The 15,652-nt window shown below is 58.3% G+C and carries 14 protein-coding genes; 5 read left to right on the forward strand and 9 right to left on the reverse strand.

Annotated elements, in window-relative coordinates:
• Positions 1 to 206 precede the first annotated feature (206 nt).
• The 7 genes from OHL23_RS12960 to OHL23_RS12985 form a co-directional block, all read right to left on the reverse strand.
• A complete protein-coding gene (locus OHL23_RS12960; protein WP_263352305.1) occupies positions 207 to 704 on the reverse strand; it encodes a hypothetical protein in 498 nt (165 codons plus the stop codon).
• A 678-nt stretch (positions 705 to 1,382) separates the two neighbouring features.
• Positions 1,383 to 1,838 (reverse strand): DUF1569 domain-containing protein, encoded by a 456-nt coding sequence (locus OHL23_RS12965; protein ID WP_263352306.1) that lies wholly within the window; start codon positions 1,836 to 1,838, stop codon positions 1,383 to 1,385.
• Positions 1,839 to 1,971: 133 nt separating this feature from the next.
• Positions 1,972 to 2,394, reverse strand: a complete 423-nt coding sequence (locus tag OHL23_RS12970) for a VOC family protein (protein ID WP_263352307.1) — start codon at positions 2,392 to 2,394, stop codon at positions 1,972 to 1,974.
• Between the two features lie 60 nt (positions 2,395 to 2,454).
• Positions 2,455 to 2,826: a DoxX family protein gene (locus OHL23_RS12975; RefSeq protein ID WP_263352308.1), complete on the reverse strand. Its 372-nt coding sequence runs from the start codon at positions 2,824 to 2,826 to the stop codon at positions 2,455 to 2,457.
• 120 nt (positions 2,827 to 2,946) lie between these two features.
• Positions 2,947 to 4,377, reverse strand: a complete 1,431-nt coding sequence (locus OHL23_RS12980; RefSeq protein WP_263352309.1) for a pyridoxal phosphate-dependent decarboxylase family protein — start codon at positions 4,375 to 4,377, stop codon at positions 2,947 to 2,949.
• A gap of 363 nt (positions 4,378 to 4,740) precedes the next feature.
• Positions 4,741 to 5,094 (reverse strand): GlsB/YeaQ/YmgE family stress response membrane protein, encoded by a 354-nt coding sequence (locus tag OHL23_RS28850; RefSeq protein WP_396127359.1) that lies wholly within the window; start codon positions 5,092 to 5,094, stop codon positions 4,741 to 4,743.
• 62 nt (positions 5,095 to 5,156) lie between these two features.
• On the reverse strand, positions 5,157 to 6,113 hold the full coding sequence (locus tag OHL23_RS12985; protein WP_263352310.1) for an AraC family transcriptional regulator: 957 nt from the start codon (positions 6,111 to 6,113) through the stop codon (positions 5,157 to 5,159).
• A gap of 185 nt (positions 6,114 to 6,298) precedes the next feature.
• On the opposite strand from OHL23_RS12985, the gene OHL23_RS12990 reads away from it, so the two are divergent.
• The 5 genes from OHL23_RS12990 to OHL23_RS13010 all read left to right on the forward strand — a co-directional run bounded on the left by OHL23_RS12990 (position 6,299) and on the right by OHL23_RS13010 (position 11,745).
• Positions 6,299 to 7,357, forward strand: coding sequence for an NAD(P)-dependent alcohol dehydrogenase (locus OHL23_RS12990; RefSeq protein WP_263352311.1), 1,059 nt, complete (start codon positions 6,299 to 6,301; stop codon positions 7,355 to 7,357).
• Positions 7,358 to 7,381: 24 nt separating this feature from the next.
• Complete coding sequence (locus OHL23_RS12995) at positions 7,382 to 8,377, forward strand: aldo/keto reductase (RefSeq protein WP_263352312.1); 996 nt, start codon at positions 7,382 to 7,384, stop codon at positions 8,375 to 8,377.
• A 235-nt stretch (positions 8,378 to 8,612) separates the two neighbouring features.
• On the forward strand, positions 8,613 to 9,008 hold the full coding sequence (locus tag OHL23_RS13000) for a DUF2255 family protein (RefSeq protein ID WP_263352313.1): 396 nt from the start codon (positions 8,613 to 8,615) through the stop codon (positions 9,006 to 9,008).
• A 73-nt stretch (positions 9,009 to 9,081) separates the two neighbouring features.
• A complete protein-coding gene (locus OHL23_RS13005) occupies positions 9,082 to 9,477 on the forward strand; it encodes a (R)-mandelonitrile lyase (protein WP_263352314.1) in 396 nt (131 codons plus the stop codon).
• 312 nt (positions 9,478 to 9,789) lie between these two features.
• Positions 9,790 to 11,745, forward strand: a complete 1,956-nt coding sequence (locus tag OHL23_RS13010) for a putative bifunctional diguanylate cyclase/phosphodiesterase (RefSeq protein ID WP_263352315.1) — start codon at positions 9,790 to 9,792, stop codon at positions 11,743 to 11,745.
• Positions 11,746 to 11,817: 72 nt separating this feature from the next.
• Here the strand turns inward: OHL23_RS13010 and malQ are convergent, their stop codons facing one another.
• Both malQ and OHL23_RS13020 read right to left on the reverse strand, forming a co-directional pair.
• Entirely contained in the window at positions 11,818 to 13,386 is a 1,569-nt protein-coding gene (gene malQ, locus OHL23_RS13015; RefSeq protein WP_263352316.1) for a 4-alpha-glucanotransferase, read from the reverse strand.
• 145 nt (positions 13,387 to 13,531) lie between these two features.
• On the reverse strand, positions 13,532 to 15,496 hold the full coding sequence (locus OHL23_RS13020; protein ID WP_317891681.1) for a peptidylprolyl isomerase: 1,965 nt from the start codon (positions 15,494 to 15,496) through the stop codon (positions 13,532 to 13,534).
• Positions 15,497 to 15,652: the final 156 nt, after the last annotated feature.

Genomic DNA, 15,652 nt, shown 5'->3' on the forward strand with positions numbered 1-15,652 from the left:
CAGGGGCTAAAGCCCCTTGATATTGCATGGCTTAATGTACGGGCTAAAGCCCGTACCCTTCAATCTCAAGTCCATCCCCTCCACGCTGAAGCCCTGCCCTTCAAACTGACCCACTACTCGAATTGGTGTGCCGTAGGAGAAAAAAAAAACCGGTCAATCTTCAGGGTGGGGGTAGGGGGTACCTTGTTTTTGTTGTATCTGTTTCATTATGCTGGAGTTAATGACGAAATTGGGTGTGAAATATGCTCATTTTCAGGGGGTTTTGGGGCTGTTTTTGTGCTGGATTTGTTCTTCTTTCTTAGCAGCGAACTGTGGGCGGCGGAGGCGATCTGGGCGGCGTAAAGAAGCCGGGCGGCATCTGAGCCGTTGATGGCGTCGATGAGCATGGCGTGGGCGACGCAGGCGATGAAATCGCGGATGTTCTTTGGGCCGGAGAGCGGCGGCATGGCGTTCCGATAGGCGATTTTGGCTGCACGCTCACTGTCCCACTTGTTCTCCCCCTGCTTGGCGGCTGAGCTGTGAGCAGTTGTGTAGGCCTGGGAGCAGCGAGCGACGGCGGGGTTGGCGGCGGCGGGACAGGAAAGATCGAAGGGTTCCGCGGGTTTTGCCGGTGTGACCAAGGCCTGCTGTACATATTTGGCCAGTTTGGTTCTCACTGATTCTTTGGAATATTCGACGGTTGCAGTTTGCGTGCCTTCTGACATTCGCTTGACTCCTTCGGCGGCTGGAACCGGTGTTGAAGATTTATGGCAGCCGACTCTCTTCATTGTGCTGGAATTGTGGGTAATTCTACGCAAATGAAAGGTTGGTGAGATGGCAGGAGCTAAATGTGTCGGATCACCGTATAGACTTCATTCCCACAAAGGGTGAGTTTCGGGACGCATAGAAAACGGCTGATATGTTTGGAGTGAAAAGCGGCTAACGCAATAGAGGGCACAAATGGTTCGAGAAGAAGCATCAGACGCCAGAGAAAAGTTCGAGTTTACTATCACCCCATTTGTGAGTGGCGGGTTTCTTCTTTCAATACATTTCTGCGGGGACGGACGCAGCAACATAACGGGTGCTGGAGTATGGCCGACGATTGAGAAGGCCAAACAAATTGCGCTGGAGACTTCGCATCGACTTCTGAATGGCGCGACTGTTGAATGGCAAGATTGAGTTGTCTCGAAAAGGGTAAGTTTCGGGGCGATTCGCGGCCCCGCTGTCTGATGCAAACCGAGAGATGTGGCGCTGTGGAAACCCAGGTCTCAGAAGCGAGACCTGGGGCACCCATGCTTCGATTATTCAGATCTTGGCCACCCGCCGATGGATATTCGGAACGCTTGAGCCTTCGTTTACAGTGGCTTCGCTGTTTGTCCCGAAACTTACCCTTTGCGGGACGGTCAAACGCCGAACTGGCGCAAATGATGGTCAAGGTGTTTGTACATTAAAATCGCCCACTCCTCCGGCGTCATCTTTCCAAAGAAAGTATGCGGATTGCTCGTACACCCTGCCGCCCCTCCCGCCGCAAATTTGTCAATTAGTCCCGATAACCGGTCCCGTTCCTTGCCCAAATCTCGTTCGTCGGCCACGATGAGGCTTCTGGCTGTTGGCGAATTCTTCCGGATCGGGTCTTCGTTCCGAAACACAATCGGCTTGATCAGCCGCCCCATCAGACGTGCGGGTAGCGCTCCCTTTTCTGGCACCACTTCTCCGACCGCCCACTGCATACTCACCGAGCAATGCGCCAGCATCTGCGCCGCGGTCATCGTGCCCCAGCGCCTCTCACTTTGCGGCTCCAATTGTCCCAGCCGGGTTTTTACCTGATTCGCGACCGTCGCATCGAACAGGTTTTTCATGATCCCATGACTCCTTTGAATGAGAGTAACGGAGAGCCCGTCTCAGAGATAGGTCATTGAAAGATCATTTTTCTGCGGTTCGCTAATTGAATATCCGAACAGGCGCAGTTTCACAACTTACCCTTGGTGAGACTCAGGCAGCGTCGTCATCTTCAGGAATCTTGCCGGATGCAGTTTCGCTGGGATAGTTGAAGAGGAGTTGATTGCCGTCGAGATCATCGACCACGAGAAGTCGATAGCCCCACGAACCCTCCTTGACTGGAACGCCCCTGCCTTCGAGTTCTGCGCGTAGCGCATCGAGCGCGGCGACCGCGACCTCGTATGTTGCTGGCTCGACGTTCAGGGAGATGAAGATCACTCCCTTGCCAATCTTCTCCGGAGCCATGTTGTTGGCCAGGATGAAAGCGCTGCCCTGCCGGTCGACCTCTGCGACGCGCGCGCTGCCTTCCTCGTCGTAGCGCCATGGGCTCGTGAAGCCGAGCAGGTCAATGTAAAAGCGAAGCGAAGCATCAACGTCCTTGACGTGCAAGATGGGGCGTGCGAACCAGTCCGTCATGGACAACGTCTCCTCGAATTAAAGGTTTCACAAAAGACTCTTTGTGAGACGAGCAGTCGGTCAGAAAATTGGCTGCAGTACTATCCGGCCGTACGCGATGAACGCCATGATAAGGCCCAGCACGCCGCTCATGATCATGGGCGCGACCTCGCGGTACTTGACATGCACGCCGACGAATACGAGGCTCTCGACCGCGAGGACCGTGGCGGCCAGGATGGTCAGCGGCGGCTGCCAATGGAACGCGGCGGGGACGATGAGCCCGACCGTGCATATGAGTTCCAGGATGCCGAGAGTCATCCAGACGTTTCGCGGCAAGGCGCCAAAGGATGGGACGTCCTGGCTTACCTTGTCGAACAGGAAGACCTTCATGACGCCCGACGATCCGTACAGGAACGCGGCGAGGACTTGCAGGACCCATAACAGTATGTTCATCGTGGCCTCTTTCCGGTTTCCGCGTCAACGCGCAGGGCGGTTTCTTCCCGCGCTACCCACTTTCTTAGCCATGGTGAGCCTGAACAACCCGATGATAATTCCCTTTGGTGTTACCGGTTACTAAGAATGTGGAACAGCGAGCTGATTGGCAGCCGTCGCGATAACACGCTCGACGGCGCTGACGATTGCGTCGATGTCTTCGTCGTTGGTTTGCCAGTTGCAGACGCTGATGCGCATGGCCCGTTGGCCCTGGAATGTGGTGCCGGTGAAGAAGACTGTGCCTTCGGCACAGATGGCAGCGATGATCTGGTCCGTGAATAAGTCATGATCTGCCGCGGTGGCGGTGGGCGATGGGTTCAGGAAGCGGACGAGGCCCTGGTTGATGACAGGCGTATTGAGCGCCCTCGCGTGTGGCAACGCACCGATACGCGATGTGAGTTGGGTAGCGAAGCGGCAGCAGCGATCGACGAGAGAGGCGATGCCGTTGCGGCCCAGTTCGCGGAGTGCGGCGTAGGTGGCGAAGCCTCGGGCGCGGCGCGACATTTCGGGATTGAAGTTGATCTGGTCGCGCGCGTTGGTGCTTGCTGCGATGTAGGCGGCGCCTTTCGACATGGCCGCCTGATGCGATTCGGGATGCGCGACGAAGGCGTAGGCGGAATCGTAGGGGACATTGAGCCATTTGTGTCCATCGATGACCCAGGAGTCAGCGAGGTAAGAGCCGTTGAGCAGATGCGCGTGGCTGGGGGATGCGGCGGCCCAGAGGCCGAAGGCGCCGTCGATGTGGACCCAGGCGTTGTGGCGGTGAGCGATAGGGATGAGTGCGGCGAAGTCGTCGTAGATGCCTTCGTTCACATCTCCGGCCTGAAGGATGACGATGGACGGAAGGTAGCCTGCCTGTTGCAAAGCTGTTTCGAGAGCTTCGGGCAGTAGCTGGCCTGCGTCGTTGCCGGCCAGGTAGTGGATGTTGGAGGAACCGATGCCGAGCATGCGGATGGCGGCGACGGATGAGGCATGGACCTTGCGGCTGGTGAAGACGCGGATGGCGGGAGCGGCGGCGAGGCCGGCTTCTTCGATGTCAATACCGAAGCCGGCGAGGACGTGATGGCGCGCTGCGGCAAGCGCTGTGAAGTGGGCCATCTGGCAGCCGTTGGTAAAGGCGAAGCTGGCGGTGGAGGGAATGTTGAGGATGTCTTTGAGCCAGGCTCCGGCTACCTCTTCGACGACGGCAGCGGCGGGGGAGTGGGCGTAGATGGCGGCGTTCTGATCCCAAGCCGAGGTGAGGAGATCGGCGGCAAGTGCGGAGGGAAGGCTGCCGCCAATGACCCAGCCGAAGAAGCGGCTGCCGGAGGAGCGATTGAGGCCGTCTTTGCAGGCTTCGATGAGGTCTTCGATGACTGTGGCAGGATCGAGGCCGGTGTCGGTCAGCTCGACGCCGAGGGCGGAGCGGAGGTCATCAAGGGTCGCGGTTCCGGCCACGCGGGCTTGAGGCTGGGCGATGTATTCGAGGGCGTGATCGAAGGCTAGCTGGAGGGGGTGAGCTGAATTAGCCATTTGTATTGATGATACTGCGGGGGAGCATGTGAGACGCAATGGTATCCGGCGAGGCGCTTGCACCGGCGGGAGCCGATCCCTGAACGATTGAGTATGCCATCGACTCTGTCCCTTCCGAATTCCGGTTAGGCGACCAAGCGGAACTCAAAATCGCTGGCCGCAGTCGGGTTGGAAACGCGCATTGGACTGTGGGCGCGAGTTGAACGCACAACCAATGGGATGGTATGCCGCCTTTGGCCGGACTATGAGAGGGAACGACGAGGATGTTTGCGGTCAGTTGTGCGAGCGAGGCCTTAGGCTCGCTTTTCGATAGCGTACCGGGAGCGCCCTGGAAGGGCGCGGTCGGCTCATGGGGATGCGGGGTCAGATCGTGGGGAAATGGATGTTCAGCTTATAGCAAAGAAAGAGAATCAGGAGAGCGCCCAGTGTCGAAAAAATGAGGCCGGCTGGATGATATCGTTCGTTCCTCGGGCGAGAAAACATATGGGTAACGGCGCCGCCGAGGACCGATCCTATGATGCCGAGAACGATTGTCCAGAAGAGAGTCATATGGATGTGCATTATTGATTTCGAGATAAGCCCCGCGAGTAGCCCGATTATTAAATACCAGAGTATGTGAAACATACCGTTGCCTCCATGTTCTGCCTTCGGCCGGAATCTCGATTTTCGGCAGATCAGTCCGGAGTTTAGCGATGCTGAAGGAGATTGAATGGTCATTCCGATACGTGCGAGCGAACAACTGGGCAATTCCTCCAAGCCGGCTTTTTCCGGCAGCCTGTTCAGGCTTGGCTTGTTGCTGAGCCTGTCTGACGGCGGGCTTTGACGTCGCGCATTGGAGGCTGGCCGAAGAAGCGGCTGTACTCGCGATTGAATTGGCTGGCGCTTTCGTAGCCGACTTCGAAGGCGGCGCTGGCAGCGTCGAGGCCGTGATTCAACATGCGTTCTCTGGCTACGTGCAGGCGAACGTGCTTCTGGTATTGCAGCGGGCTCATGGCGGTGAGGGATCGGAACTGATGATGGAGGGTCGATACGCCCATGCGGGCCATGGCTGCGAGTTCGTCGATGCGCAGGGGCTTGGCGTAGTTGATGCGCAGCCATTCGACGGCCTTGGAAGTGCGATGGCTTTGTTCGCCCAGGGTTGCGATGGCGCGGAGATGCTTTCCCTGCGGGCTGCGCAGGAGACGGAAGACGATTTCGCGCTGGATGAGGCTGCCGAGGAAGGGGATGTCCTGCGGCGTGTCGATGAGGTCGACTAGGCGGGCGCAGGCATCGAGGAGTTCGATGGAGGTGACCCCGATGGCCATGCCGCGTGCGTCGGCGGAGTCCTCGCGAACGTGAAACTCCTGCTGGGAGAGAATTTCGCGGACGGCGGGCATTTCGAGTTTGAGGATCAGGCCGAGCAATGGGACTTCTTCGGTGGCTTCGACGACCTGGCTGACGACGGGCAGATCGACGGAGGTGAGCAGGAAGGTCGACTCGTCGCAGACGTAGGTGGTTTTGCCGACGTTGACCTGTTTTTTTCCCTGCACGAAGACGACCAGACTTGGTTCGTAGGCGGCTGAGGCGCAGGGGGTGGGCTGGCTGCGGCGGTAGAGGCGCAGGCCCGGTATTGCGGTGAGCATGTCTCCTTCGGCAATGGCGTGCGCAGCGATCTTGCGGGCCAAAATCTGGCGGGCCTGTTCATCCCTTTTCGTTGCAACTGCGTAGTCTCCGTTCCTGTCTTTGTGGTTCGTCATCTGAGCCCTGCCACTCCCTCCAAACCAGCGTACCTCCGATGCGGGAGGGTATGCACAAAAATCTGAGCATCGACAGGATTGGGCAATAGATTGGCAGGATTGGGATACCGCTGAAATTGCTGCCTCCCGTAGTCTGATTCACGAGCGAATTGCTCGCCATTTGTAGGGAAGGTTGAGGAAGATTCATGTACAACGCAAAAGCTTATTCTGTCGCGAGCGCGACATCGCCGTTTGCCTCCACCACGATTGCCCGCCGGGAACCGACCGAGCATGACGTGCAGATCGAGATTTTATTCTGCGGGATCTGCCACTCTGATCTTCACCAGGCCCGCAATGAGTGGAGCGGCGTGATGCCGACGGTTTATCCCTGCGTGCCGGGACACGAGATTGTTGGCCGGGTGACGAAGGTTGGCTCTGCTGTGACGAAGTTCAAGCCGGGAGACCTTGCGGCTGTGGGTTGCCTGGTGGACTCGGATGGCACCTGCCCTGAATGCAAGGCCGGGTTTGAGCAGTTTTGTCAGAATTTCACGTTGACTTATAACTTTCCGGACAAGCATACGGGCGGAGTTACCTATGGAGGTTATTCGGAAAGCATTGTGGTTAAGGACCACTTTGTTGTGAAGGTTCCATCGAACCTGGATCTTGCGGGCGCTGCGCCGTTGCTTTGCGCCGGGATCACGACTTACTCGCCGATGCGGCATTGGGGTGTGGCCAAGGGTAAGAAGGTCGGCATTGTTGGCCTTGGCGGACTGGGGCACATGGGCGTGAAGTTTGCGCACGCATTTGGAGCGCACACGGTTGTGTTTACCACTTCGCCGGGCAAGAAGGACGATGCGCTGCGGCTGGGAGCCGATGAGGTTGTGATTTCACGCAATGCGGATGAGATGGCAAAGCATGCGGGGAGCTTCGACTTCATTCTCGACGCCGTTGCCGCGGATCACGATATCAACGCCTACATCAACCTCTTGCGTCGCGACGGGAATCTCACGATGGTGGGCGCGCCGGAGAATCCGCTGGCGGTCGGGGTATTCGGGCTGATCATGGGACGGCGCAGCATTTCAGGTTCGCCGATTGGGGGATTGGCGGAGACGCAGGAGATGCTGGATTTCTGCGGGAAACACAACATTACTTCCGATGTTGAGGTAATTCCGATTCAGAAGGTCAACGAAGCGTACGAGCGGCTGCTCAAGTCGGATGTGAAGTATCGGTTCTCGATCGATATGGCTTCGCTCAAATCGGAATAGCACCCCGACCATTTGGGGAGACAAATGCAAAAGCGTAAGTTGGGTAGCAACAATCTGGAAGTGTCGGCGATTGGGCTTGGCTGCATGGGAATGAGCTTTTCCTACAAGCCCTTCCCGGAAAAGCATGAGGCGATTGCTCTGCTTCGTGGGGCGGTGGAGCGCGGCGTTACTTTTTTCGATACGGCTGAGGTCTATGGGCCGTTTAACAATGAAGAGCTGGTGGGCGACGGTCTTGCGCCGTTTCGCGGGCAGGTAGCGATTGCTACGAAGTTCGGATTTGATATCAATCCGGATGGGAGCCACGGCCCGAAGGGCACGGACAGCAGCCCGGCTCGGATTCGTCAGGTTGCGGAGGCTTCGCTCAAGAGGCTCAGGGTCGACACGATTGATCTCTTCTACCAGCACCGGGTCGATCCTAAAGTTCCGATTGAAGACGTGGCTGGCGCGGTGAAGGAGCTGATTGCTGAGGGCAAGGTCAAGCACTTCGGCTTGTCGGAGGCTGGCGCTAACACCATTCGCCGCGCTCATGCTGTGCAGCCGGTTGCAGCGCTTCAGAGCGAATACTCGCTTTGGCATAGGACGCCTGAGGAGGAGATCATCCCGATGCTCGAAGAGCTGGGCATCGGATTCGTCCCATTCAGTCCGCTTGGCAAAGGATTTCTGACGGGAAAGATCGACGAGAACGCTACGTTCGCCAGCACCGACATTCGGAGTTCGATCCCTCGCTTCAGGCCGGAGGCTCGGATTGCGAACCAGGCGCTGGTCAATCTTTTGACTAATGTCGGCGAAGCTAAGAAAGCTACTCCGGCGCAGATTGCGCTGGCTTGGCTGCTGGCGCAGAAGCCGTGGATTGTGCCGATTCCGGGCACGACGAAACTGCATCGGCTGGAAGAGAATATCGGGGCTGCTGCGATTGAGCTTTCGGAGAACGATCTTGCGCAGATTGAAAGCGTGGCATCGAAGATTGTCGTGGAGGGTGCGCGATATCCGGAGCACCTGGAGGCGATGACCGGACTCTAGACTGTTGGGCGGCTTGGCCGATGGCGGCGCGGAGAGATCGAGTATGAAGGCTCTGTATTTAGGGTTGTTGGTCGGCAAGGACCTGTCTCGCGTTTACGAGTTCACCCAGGACGAACGGTTGACCATCCGATCTGCCCGGCCCGAGGAACACTGATCTGTCACCTGGGAGCATTATTGAGCTAGTTGCGCTGCGTTGGCCATGTATCGCGAACTAGTTCTTATCAGGGGAATGAGAATGACTCCATGGAAGAAGGACGAATTGCGCAGGATTGCGGAGGCCGATGACTTGCATATAGCGCCTTTCCGTGAGGATGGGAAGACATATGGCACTCCGACATGGATATGGTCGGTTGCGGTCGATGATGCGCTCTACGTGCGGGGCTACAACGGGACAAGCTCTCGATGGTATCAGGCTGCAGTGCGGCAGAAGGCGGGACGGATCACGGCCGCGGGCATGACGAAGGAGGTCGAATTCGGTCCGGCAGAGGGTCCGATGAATGATGGCATCAATGATCGCATTGATGACGCTTACCGGACGAAATACGGTGGCAGCCCGTATCTCGATCCGATGATAGGCAAACGCGCCCGCGCTGCGACAGTCCGGATCATGCCGCGTGAAGGCAATGCGTGATTCGCGGCTGAAGATTCGCCGGTAAACCATGAGAGATTGGAAGATAGAAACGACAACGGAGAGGATGGCGCGCGTGGAAATTAAGAGGATCGGCATACAAGCTTCAGCAAAGGGACCTTCGGATTGGTTTACTGGCATGGTGCGGATTGATCCGCTATTCACTGCGCCCGATCCGGCGCGGGTCGTCGGCGCTCAGGTCACTTTCGAGCCCGGCGCACGCACCGCGTGGCATACACATCCGCTTGGCCAGACGCTGATTGTCACCTCGGGCTGCGGCAGGGCGCAGCGCTGGGGTGGTCCGATTGAAGAGATTAGGCCCGGCGATGTGATCTGGTTTGCGCCGGGAGAGAAGCATTGGCACGGGGCTTCGCAAACTACGGCGATGACCCACTTCGCCATCCAGGAAAAGCTGGACGGGAAGACTGTCGATTGGATGGAGCAGGTGAGCGAGGAGCAGTTTGGCGCGTAATCCTGCGAATTCGTGTTGCGCTATGCTACGTTGACCTTTTTGGGGCATGGTTATGCGCATTTGGACCGCAATTCTGCACAAATTGCGCATTCCGTAACGAAATTAGGAACGAATCTCGAGCGGAAATCACAATTCTCATCTCAGAGTTGTAACTTGCCGAGTATGGAGAGGCGCAGGAACGGCGCGCCCATTCCTTGCCTTCCATAACAAGGTTCGGCGCCGTGACGCATTCAGGGGATTGTGTCACTCATAAGAGCCATGTAACACTCGGGCACATCTGAAGTAATCAGTCCAGTGACCACGAGGATAACAATGGTAACTAGGAAGTTGTCAGCCAGCCGGTGCGATGATCGCACGCAAGAATCACTCAAGCCCGAGGCTGGCTGCCCAATCCATGTTGTTAACCCGGACGCTACGGTAAGTCATTGGAGCGGGACGGCAGAGTTTGCGAACGGCTATGCAGACAGTGAAACAGAGGATTTGCGCGCGGGGAAGGACAGTCATGGCTTTCCGGCGATAGTCCGCAATGAACCCATGTACGGTCGCGAGGGAGTGATCGAGTTTGCGGTAACCCGGGGGAAAGATGCGGGCGTTTTCGGCGCAAAGGAGTCTGTTGCTGGGATAACACAGCAGCTTGAGGTTGCGCTCGGGCATGCGCCGGCAGGCATGGCGATCTTCGATAACGCTGAGGCGCTGGTGTTTGCGAATGATAAGTTCTTCGACTTATTGGGTTTGTCGAAGGGAAACGTCCGGTCTGGAATGGGACTTCGGGCTATTGTCGAGGCAGGAGCGGGGGCTCAGCCGGTCGAAGCTCTGTATAAGGACTTCTGTCTCAGGCGCGAGGCTGGCGTGCAACGTGAACTCCGCCGTGTTTCCGACACAATGGAACGCTATATCTCCATACGCGAAGAATCGCTTCCCGGCGGCGGATGGGTGGTAGTCGTTGAGGATATCTCTGAACGCAGGAACTCGGCGCTTGTGATCGAGCAAATGGCGCATTATGACGGATTGACAGGGATCCCAAACAGGGCATTGTTTCTTGAGAATCTCATGCGCGCGGTAGCGCAGGCAGATCGCGGAACTCCCTTTGCTTTGCTGAGCCTTGAGTTAGACAATCTCAATTGCATCAATGACACATTTGGCCACCCCGTTGGGGACGAGTTACTGAAGGCTTTGGCACGAAGGCTGGACCAGTGCATTCGGGAGGGAGATACGATTGCGCGCGCTGGAGGAGACGATTTTGCCATTATTCAGACAGGTATCTCGGGACCGAATGACGTGGAGGCGCTGGCCATCCGGGTTGCGGAATTGCTGCGGGAGCCTTTCGAGATTTGTTCCCAGCAAGTGATTGCGGCAGTCAGTATCGGAATAGCCCTCGGACCGCAGGACGGGCACGATATGGATCGGATTCTCACGAACGCGGACCTGGCGTTGAATCGAGCCAAGGCAATGCGTCCCGCACCGTATTGCTTTTTTGACTGCTCTTTGGATGTTGAAATGGCCTCCCGGCGATCGATTGAGCAGGATCTGCGTTATGCGCTGCTGCGTGGCGAACTGGAGGTCTATTACCAGCCGTTGATCGATCTGGCAGCGGGCCGAATTATGGGATACGAGGCTCTACTGCGTTGGAATCACCCGACTCGCGGAGTGGTTTCGCCTTTGGAATTTATCTCGGCGGCGGAGGATTGCGGGCTCATTGTACCGATTGGCGAATGGGTGCTTGAAAAGGCTATACGGACGGCTGCGCTTTGGCCGTCGAATCTCAAGGTGGCGGTCAATGTATCCGCTGTTCAGCTAAGAACCGGAGTGTTTGCGAACACAGTGAGAGATTGCCTGGCTATGTCCGGCATGGCGCCAAAATGTCTGGAGCTTGAAATCACTGAATCCGTGCTGCTCCAAAATTGCAATATGACGCTCACGGCGCTGCGGGAGCTGCACGATCTTGGCGTCCGAATCGCGCTGGACGATTTTGGGACGGGGTTTTCGTCGCTGAGTTGTTTGCGCGACTTTCCTTTCGACCGCGTGAAGGTTGATCGAAGCTTCATTCAGGGATTGCCGGAGGAAAAGCATGCAAGTTTGCTGGTTAAGGCGATCGTGGCGATGGCTAGCGGCTTTGGAGTCGCTGTAACCGCTGAGGGGGTGGAAACGCTCGACCAGTTGCGATACTTGCATTCGATCGGCTGCACCGAGGCTCAGGGGTTTCTGTTTGGGCGGCCTGCGCAAGCAATCCGATTGAACCACCGGTATATGATCTGCCAGGAAAGTTAGGGCCGAAGGGCAAAAGCGGATTCTCTTCGAGAATGACAGAAAGAAAAACAAAAGCAAGGACTCGCAGTGGCCTCAGGCTGGCGTTGCGGAAGTGGTTGGCGCGGAGGGTGTAAGACCAGCGGACTGGGTCAGTGGATCGTTGTCGCGGTCGGTGACGTCTACGAGATCGGCGAGGCGGGCGGCCAGCTCGGGGGTCCAACTGCCTTGGGGGGCACGCCAGCTCCAGTTTCCGCCGGCTATGGCTGGGGTGTTCATGCGGGCTTCGGAGCCGAGGTTGAGCAGATCCTGGGCAGGGACGAGGGCCATTTCGGCGACGCTTGAGGAGCTGGCGCGCATGAGCTGCCAGACCGGTGTCTCGTGGACGGGGCCAACGTAGGATTCCAGGTTGGCGCGGGTGGTTTTGGAGGTCTTTTGCCACCAGCCGAGGGTGGTGTCGTTATCGTGCGTGCCGGTGTAGGAGACGAGGCCGGGGACGAAGCGGTGCGGCAGATGGTCGTGGGCCTCGACGGAATCGAAGCCGAACTGGAGGACGCGCATGCCGGGCATTTTCTGGCCCAGGCGCAGGGCGTCGACTTCGGGGGTGATGACGCCGAGGTCTTCGGCCACGAGCGGCAGCGGGCCGAGGGTGTGTTCTAGACGGTCGAAGAGTTCCGCGCCGGGGGCTTTGATCCATTCTCCCTTGACTGCGGTTTCTTCTTCGGCGGGGATGGACCAGTAGGCTTCGAAGCCGCGGAAGTGGTCTAGGCGGACGATGTCGTATTGCATGCAACTGCGGCGGATGCGCTGCACCCACCAGGCGTAGCCGGTTTCGGCGAGAACGTCCCAGCGGTAGAGGGGATTACCCCAGCGCTGGCCCGTGGGCGAGAAGTAGTCGGGCGGGACGCCGGCGACACGGATGGGGTGGAGGTTTTCGTCGAGCTGGAAAAGGCCGGGATTTGCCCAGACGTCGGAGGAATCCATGCTGACGAAGATGGCGATGTCGCCGAGAATACGGATTTTCCGCTTGGCCGCTGCGGCGCGGAGGTTGCGCCATTGCTCCTCAAAAGCGAATTGGAGGACTTGTTCGGTGGCGAGGTCGCGACCGAACTGCGCGGTGGCATCGGCCATGGCCGCGGGTTCGCGGCGGCGCAGCGGCTCGGGCCAGGCGGTCCATGCACCGGTATTGAAATGGCGACGGAGGACGGCGTAAAAGGCGTAATCGTTGAGCCATGAGGCTTCCTGGTTACAGAAGGCGGTGAAACGCTGCCATTGGCCTTCGAATTGGGGCTCATTGGGAGCGCGGTCGAGGAAGTTGCGGGCTGCTTCGTGAAGCAGGGGTTGCTTGCGGTTCTCGATGTCTTCGAAATCAACATTGCCGTTGCGGCCGGCGAGGTTGGCGATGCGGTCGCCGGAGATCCAGCCCCAATCGCAGAGGAGTTCGAGGCTGATCAGGTAGGGATTGCCGGCGAAGGCTGAACTGCCGGCGTAGGGAGAGTTGCCGTAGCCGGTGGGGCAGAGCGGCAGAACCTGCCAGATGTGCTGTTTGCCGGCAGCGAGAAAGTCAAGGAAGTTGTATGCCTCAGGGCCGAGGTCGCCGATTCCGCCGTAGGAAGCCAGGGAGCTGATGTGCATCAGAAGGCCAGTCGAACGTTGAAAGCGCATGGCTTCATTATCCGATGGATACCCGAGGTTGGGTGCGCAAAAAGAGATCGACCGGACCTTCAGCCCCCTTTCTGGTCCTCAATACCCAAAAGCCCAGGCCGATGGCCTGGGCTGGGATAATTCGCGCCTTCGACGCTAGGGTATGTTACTGTCCGAGGTCGACGCCGCCTTTGGCGGCTTTGGCGTTGACCTGGATGAGACGAGCCTTCTTGAACTCATCCTGGGCGTTGGATACGAAGATCCCGAAGACTTCTTCGCGGCGCTGATCGAGGATTTGTTCGCGGGTTTGATCCAGGTTCTTGGTGATCTCGTCGGCGGTTGGTTCCTGCTTATCGAGGAGCTTGGCCACGACGCCGGTGCGCTGTGCGTCGATGGGGCCGCTGATGGAACCGACGCTCAGAGTGAAGAGGTCCGGGGCGACCGTGCCGACCTGTCCAAGATCGGGAACCTGACCGGATTCGCCGACGAGATCGCTGGTTTTGACGGTGGCTCCGACCTCTTTCGCGGCTTTTGCCAGATCATTGAGAGCGTGGGCCTTGTCGGCGAGTTCCTTGGTCTTCTGGGTGAGCAACTGGGGCAGGCGCTCGTCGGCGTAGTCCTTGGCGACTTTGTCCTTCCAGTCGGCGAAGGTGGGCGCGTGGGGCGGAGTGACGCCGGTTACCTGGAAGATTGCGAAGCCTTCGCCGCTGGGAGCAAAGGCCGGATCGGCGCCCTGTTTGGCCGCGAATGCTTTGGCAATCACCTGCGAACCATCGGGCAGGCCGGAGATGACACCCTGCGCGCTGAGGGACGGGGTGGTTACGACTTCCAGATGGTGGGCTGCGGCGGTCTTGGCCAGGCCGTTCTTCGCGGCTTCGGTAGCGAGGGACTGCGCGTAGGCGGATTCGGTCTGGGTTTCTTTCTGGCGAAGCAGGGTGGACTGGATGACAGGCTGGACTTCGCTGAGAGGTTGGGTGTGCGCGGTCTGGCGCTCCTCGACCTGAACGATGTGGTAGCCGAACTGGCTGTGGACGATTTTCACGTCGCCGATCTTCTGGCCGAAGATGGCGGCGTCAAACTCAGGAACCATCGCGCCGTGACGGGCAAAGCCGAGTTCCCCGCCCTGCGCGCCGCTGCCGGGGTCTTCGGAGTTCTTTTTGGCGAGTTCGGCGAAGTCGGCTCCGCCCTGGATCTGCTTGAGGAGTGCGTCGGCCTTGGCTTTCGCTTCGGCATCGGTTTTGGATGCGCCGCCGGGGAACTTAATCAGGATGTGGCGGGAGCGGGCCTGTTCGGGCACCTGGTACTCGGACTGATGGGCGCTGTAGTAAGCCTGAATCTCCTGATCGGAGACTTTGGGCGTGCCGCCGGGAACCTGATCGGCGGTAAAAGCGAAGTAGGTGATCTTGCGCTCTTCCGGAACGGCGTTGGCGTAACGGGCCGCGTTCTTGGTGAAGAAGCCCTGGAGATCGGCGTCGCTGGGGTTGATCTGCTTGCGCAGGTCATCGGAAGAGATGACGGCGTAGTCAAACTTGATCTTGATGTTCTGCTTGCGGTACTGATCGCGAATTTCGCTGTCGCTGACGGTGACGCCGGCGGTGATCAAGGAGCGCAGGCGATTGACAGTGATGTCTTCGCCAAGCGCCTTTTCGAAGGCCGCAGTGGACATGTCGAACTGGCTGGTGATGAACTGGCGGTATTTTTCTTCGCCGATGAACTGGCCTTTGGGGAAGAGAAATTCGCCGTACTGGCCGGTGTGGAGGAAGTTACGCACATCGTCGTCATTGGCCTGGACGCCGAGGCTGGCGGCCTTGGCGAGCAGCACCTTCTGGAGGATGAGCTGCTGGCCGACGCGCTGCACCATATACGGCAGGGCGAAGTCAGGCAGGCGCTGGCGCTGCAATTGCTGCTGCGCTACTTCCTGGACGCGGGTCATGGTCACCGTGTCGCCGGAGAAGGTGAAGCGGCTGTACCAGTGCGGGTAGACGGTCGCGTAGGTGTCACCCGTCACGGAGTCGGTCTGGAAGATGCCGGGGATCAGGGTGACGACCATCGTGATGACGGCAGCGCCGATGATCACGATAAAGATGGCCTTAACGAGGCGATTGTCTTTGCTTTGCAGGAAACGAATCATGAGCGGGTGACGACCTTTTACGGATGTGCGCGACCGGAATCGGGGGCGATGCTGTGCCCTGCGGGAGGCGAACTTCTCCTACAGAAATTCTTGGTTCTCTGCGATTATAGACGAGGTCGGCAGTATCTTTCCTGAGGAAGAGGCATCGATGGCAAC

It is taken from the genome of Acidicapsa acidisoli, assembly GCF_025685625.1.
GTDB lineage: Bacteria > Acidobacteriota > Terriglobia > Terriglobales > Acidobacteriaceae > Acidicapsa > Acidicapsa acidisoli.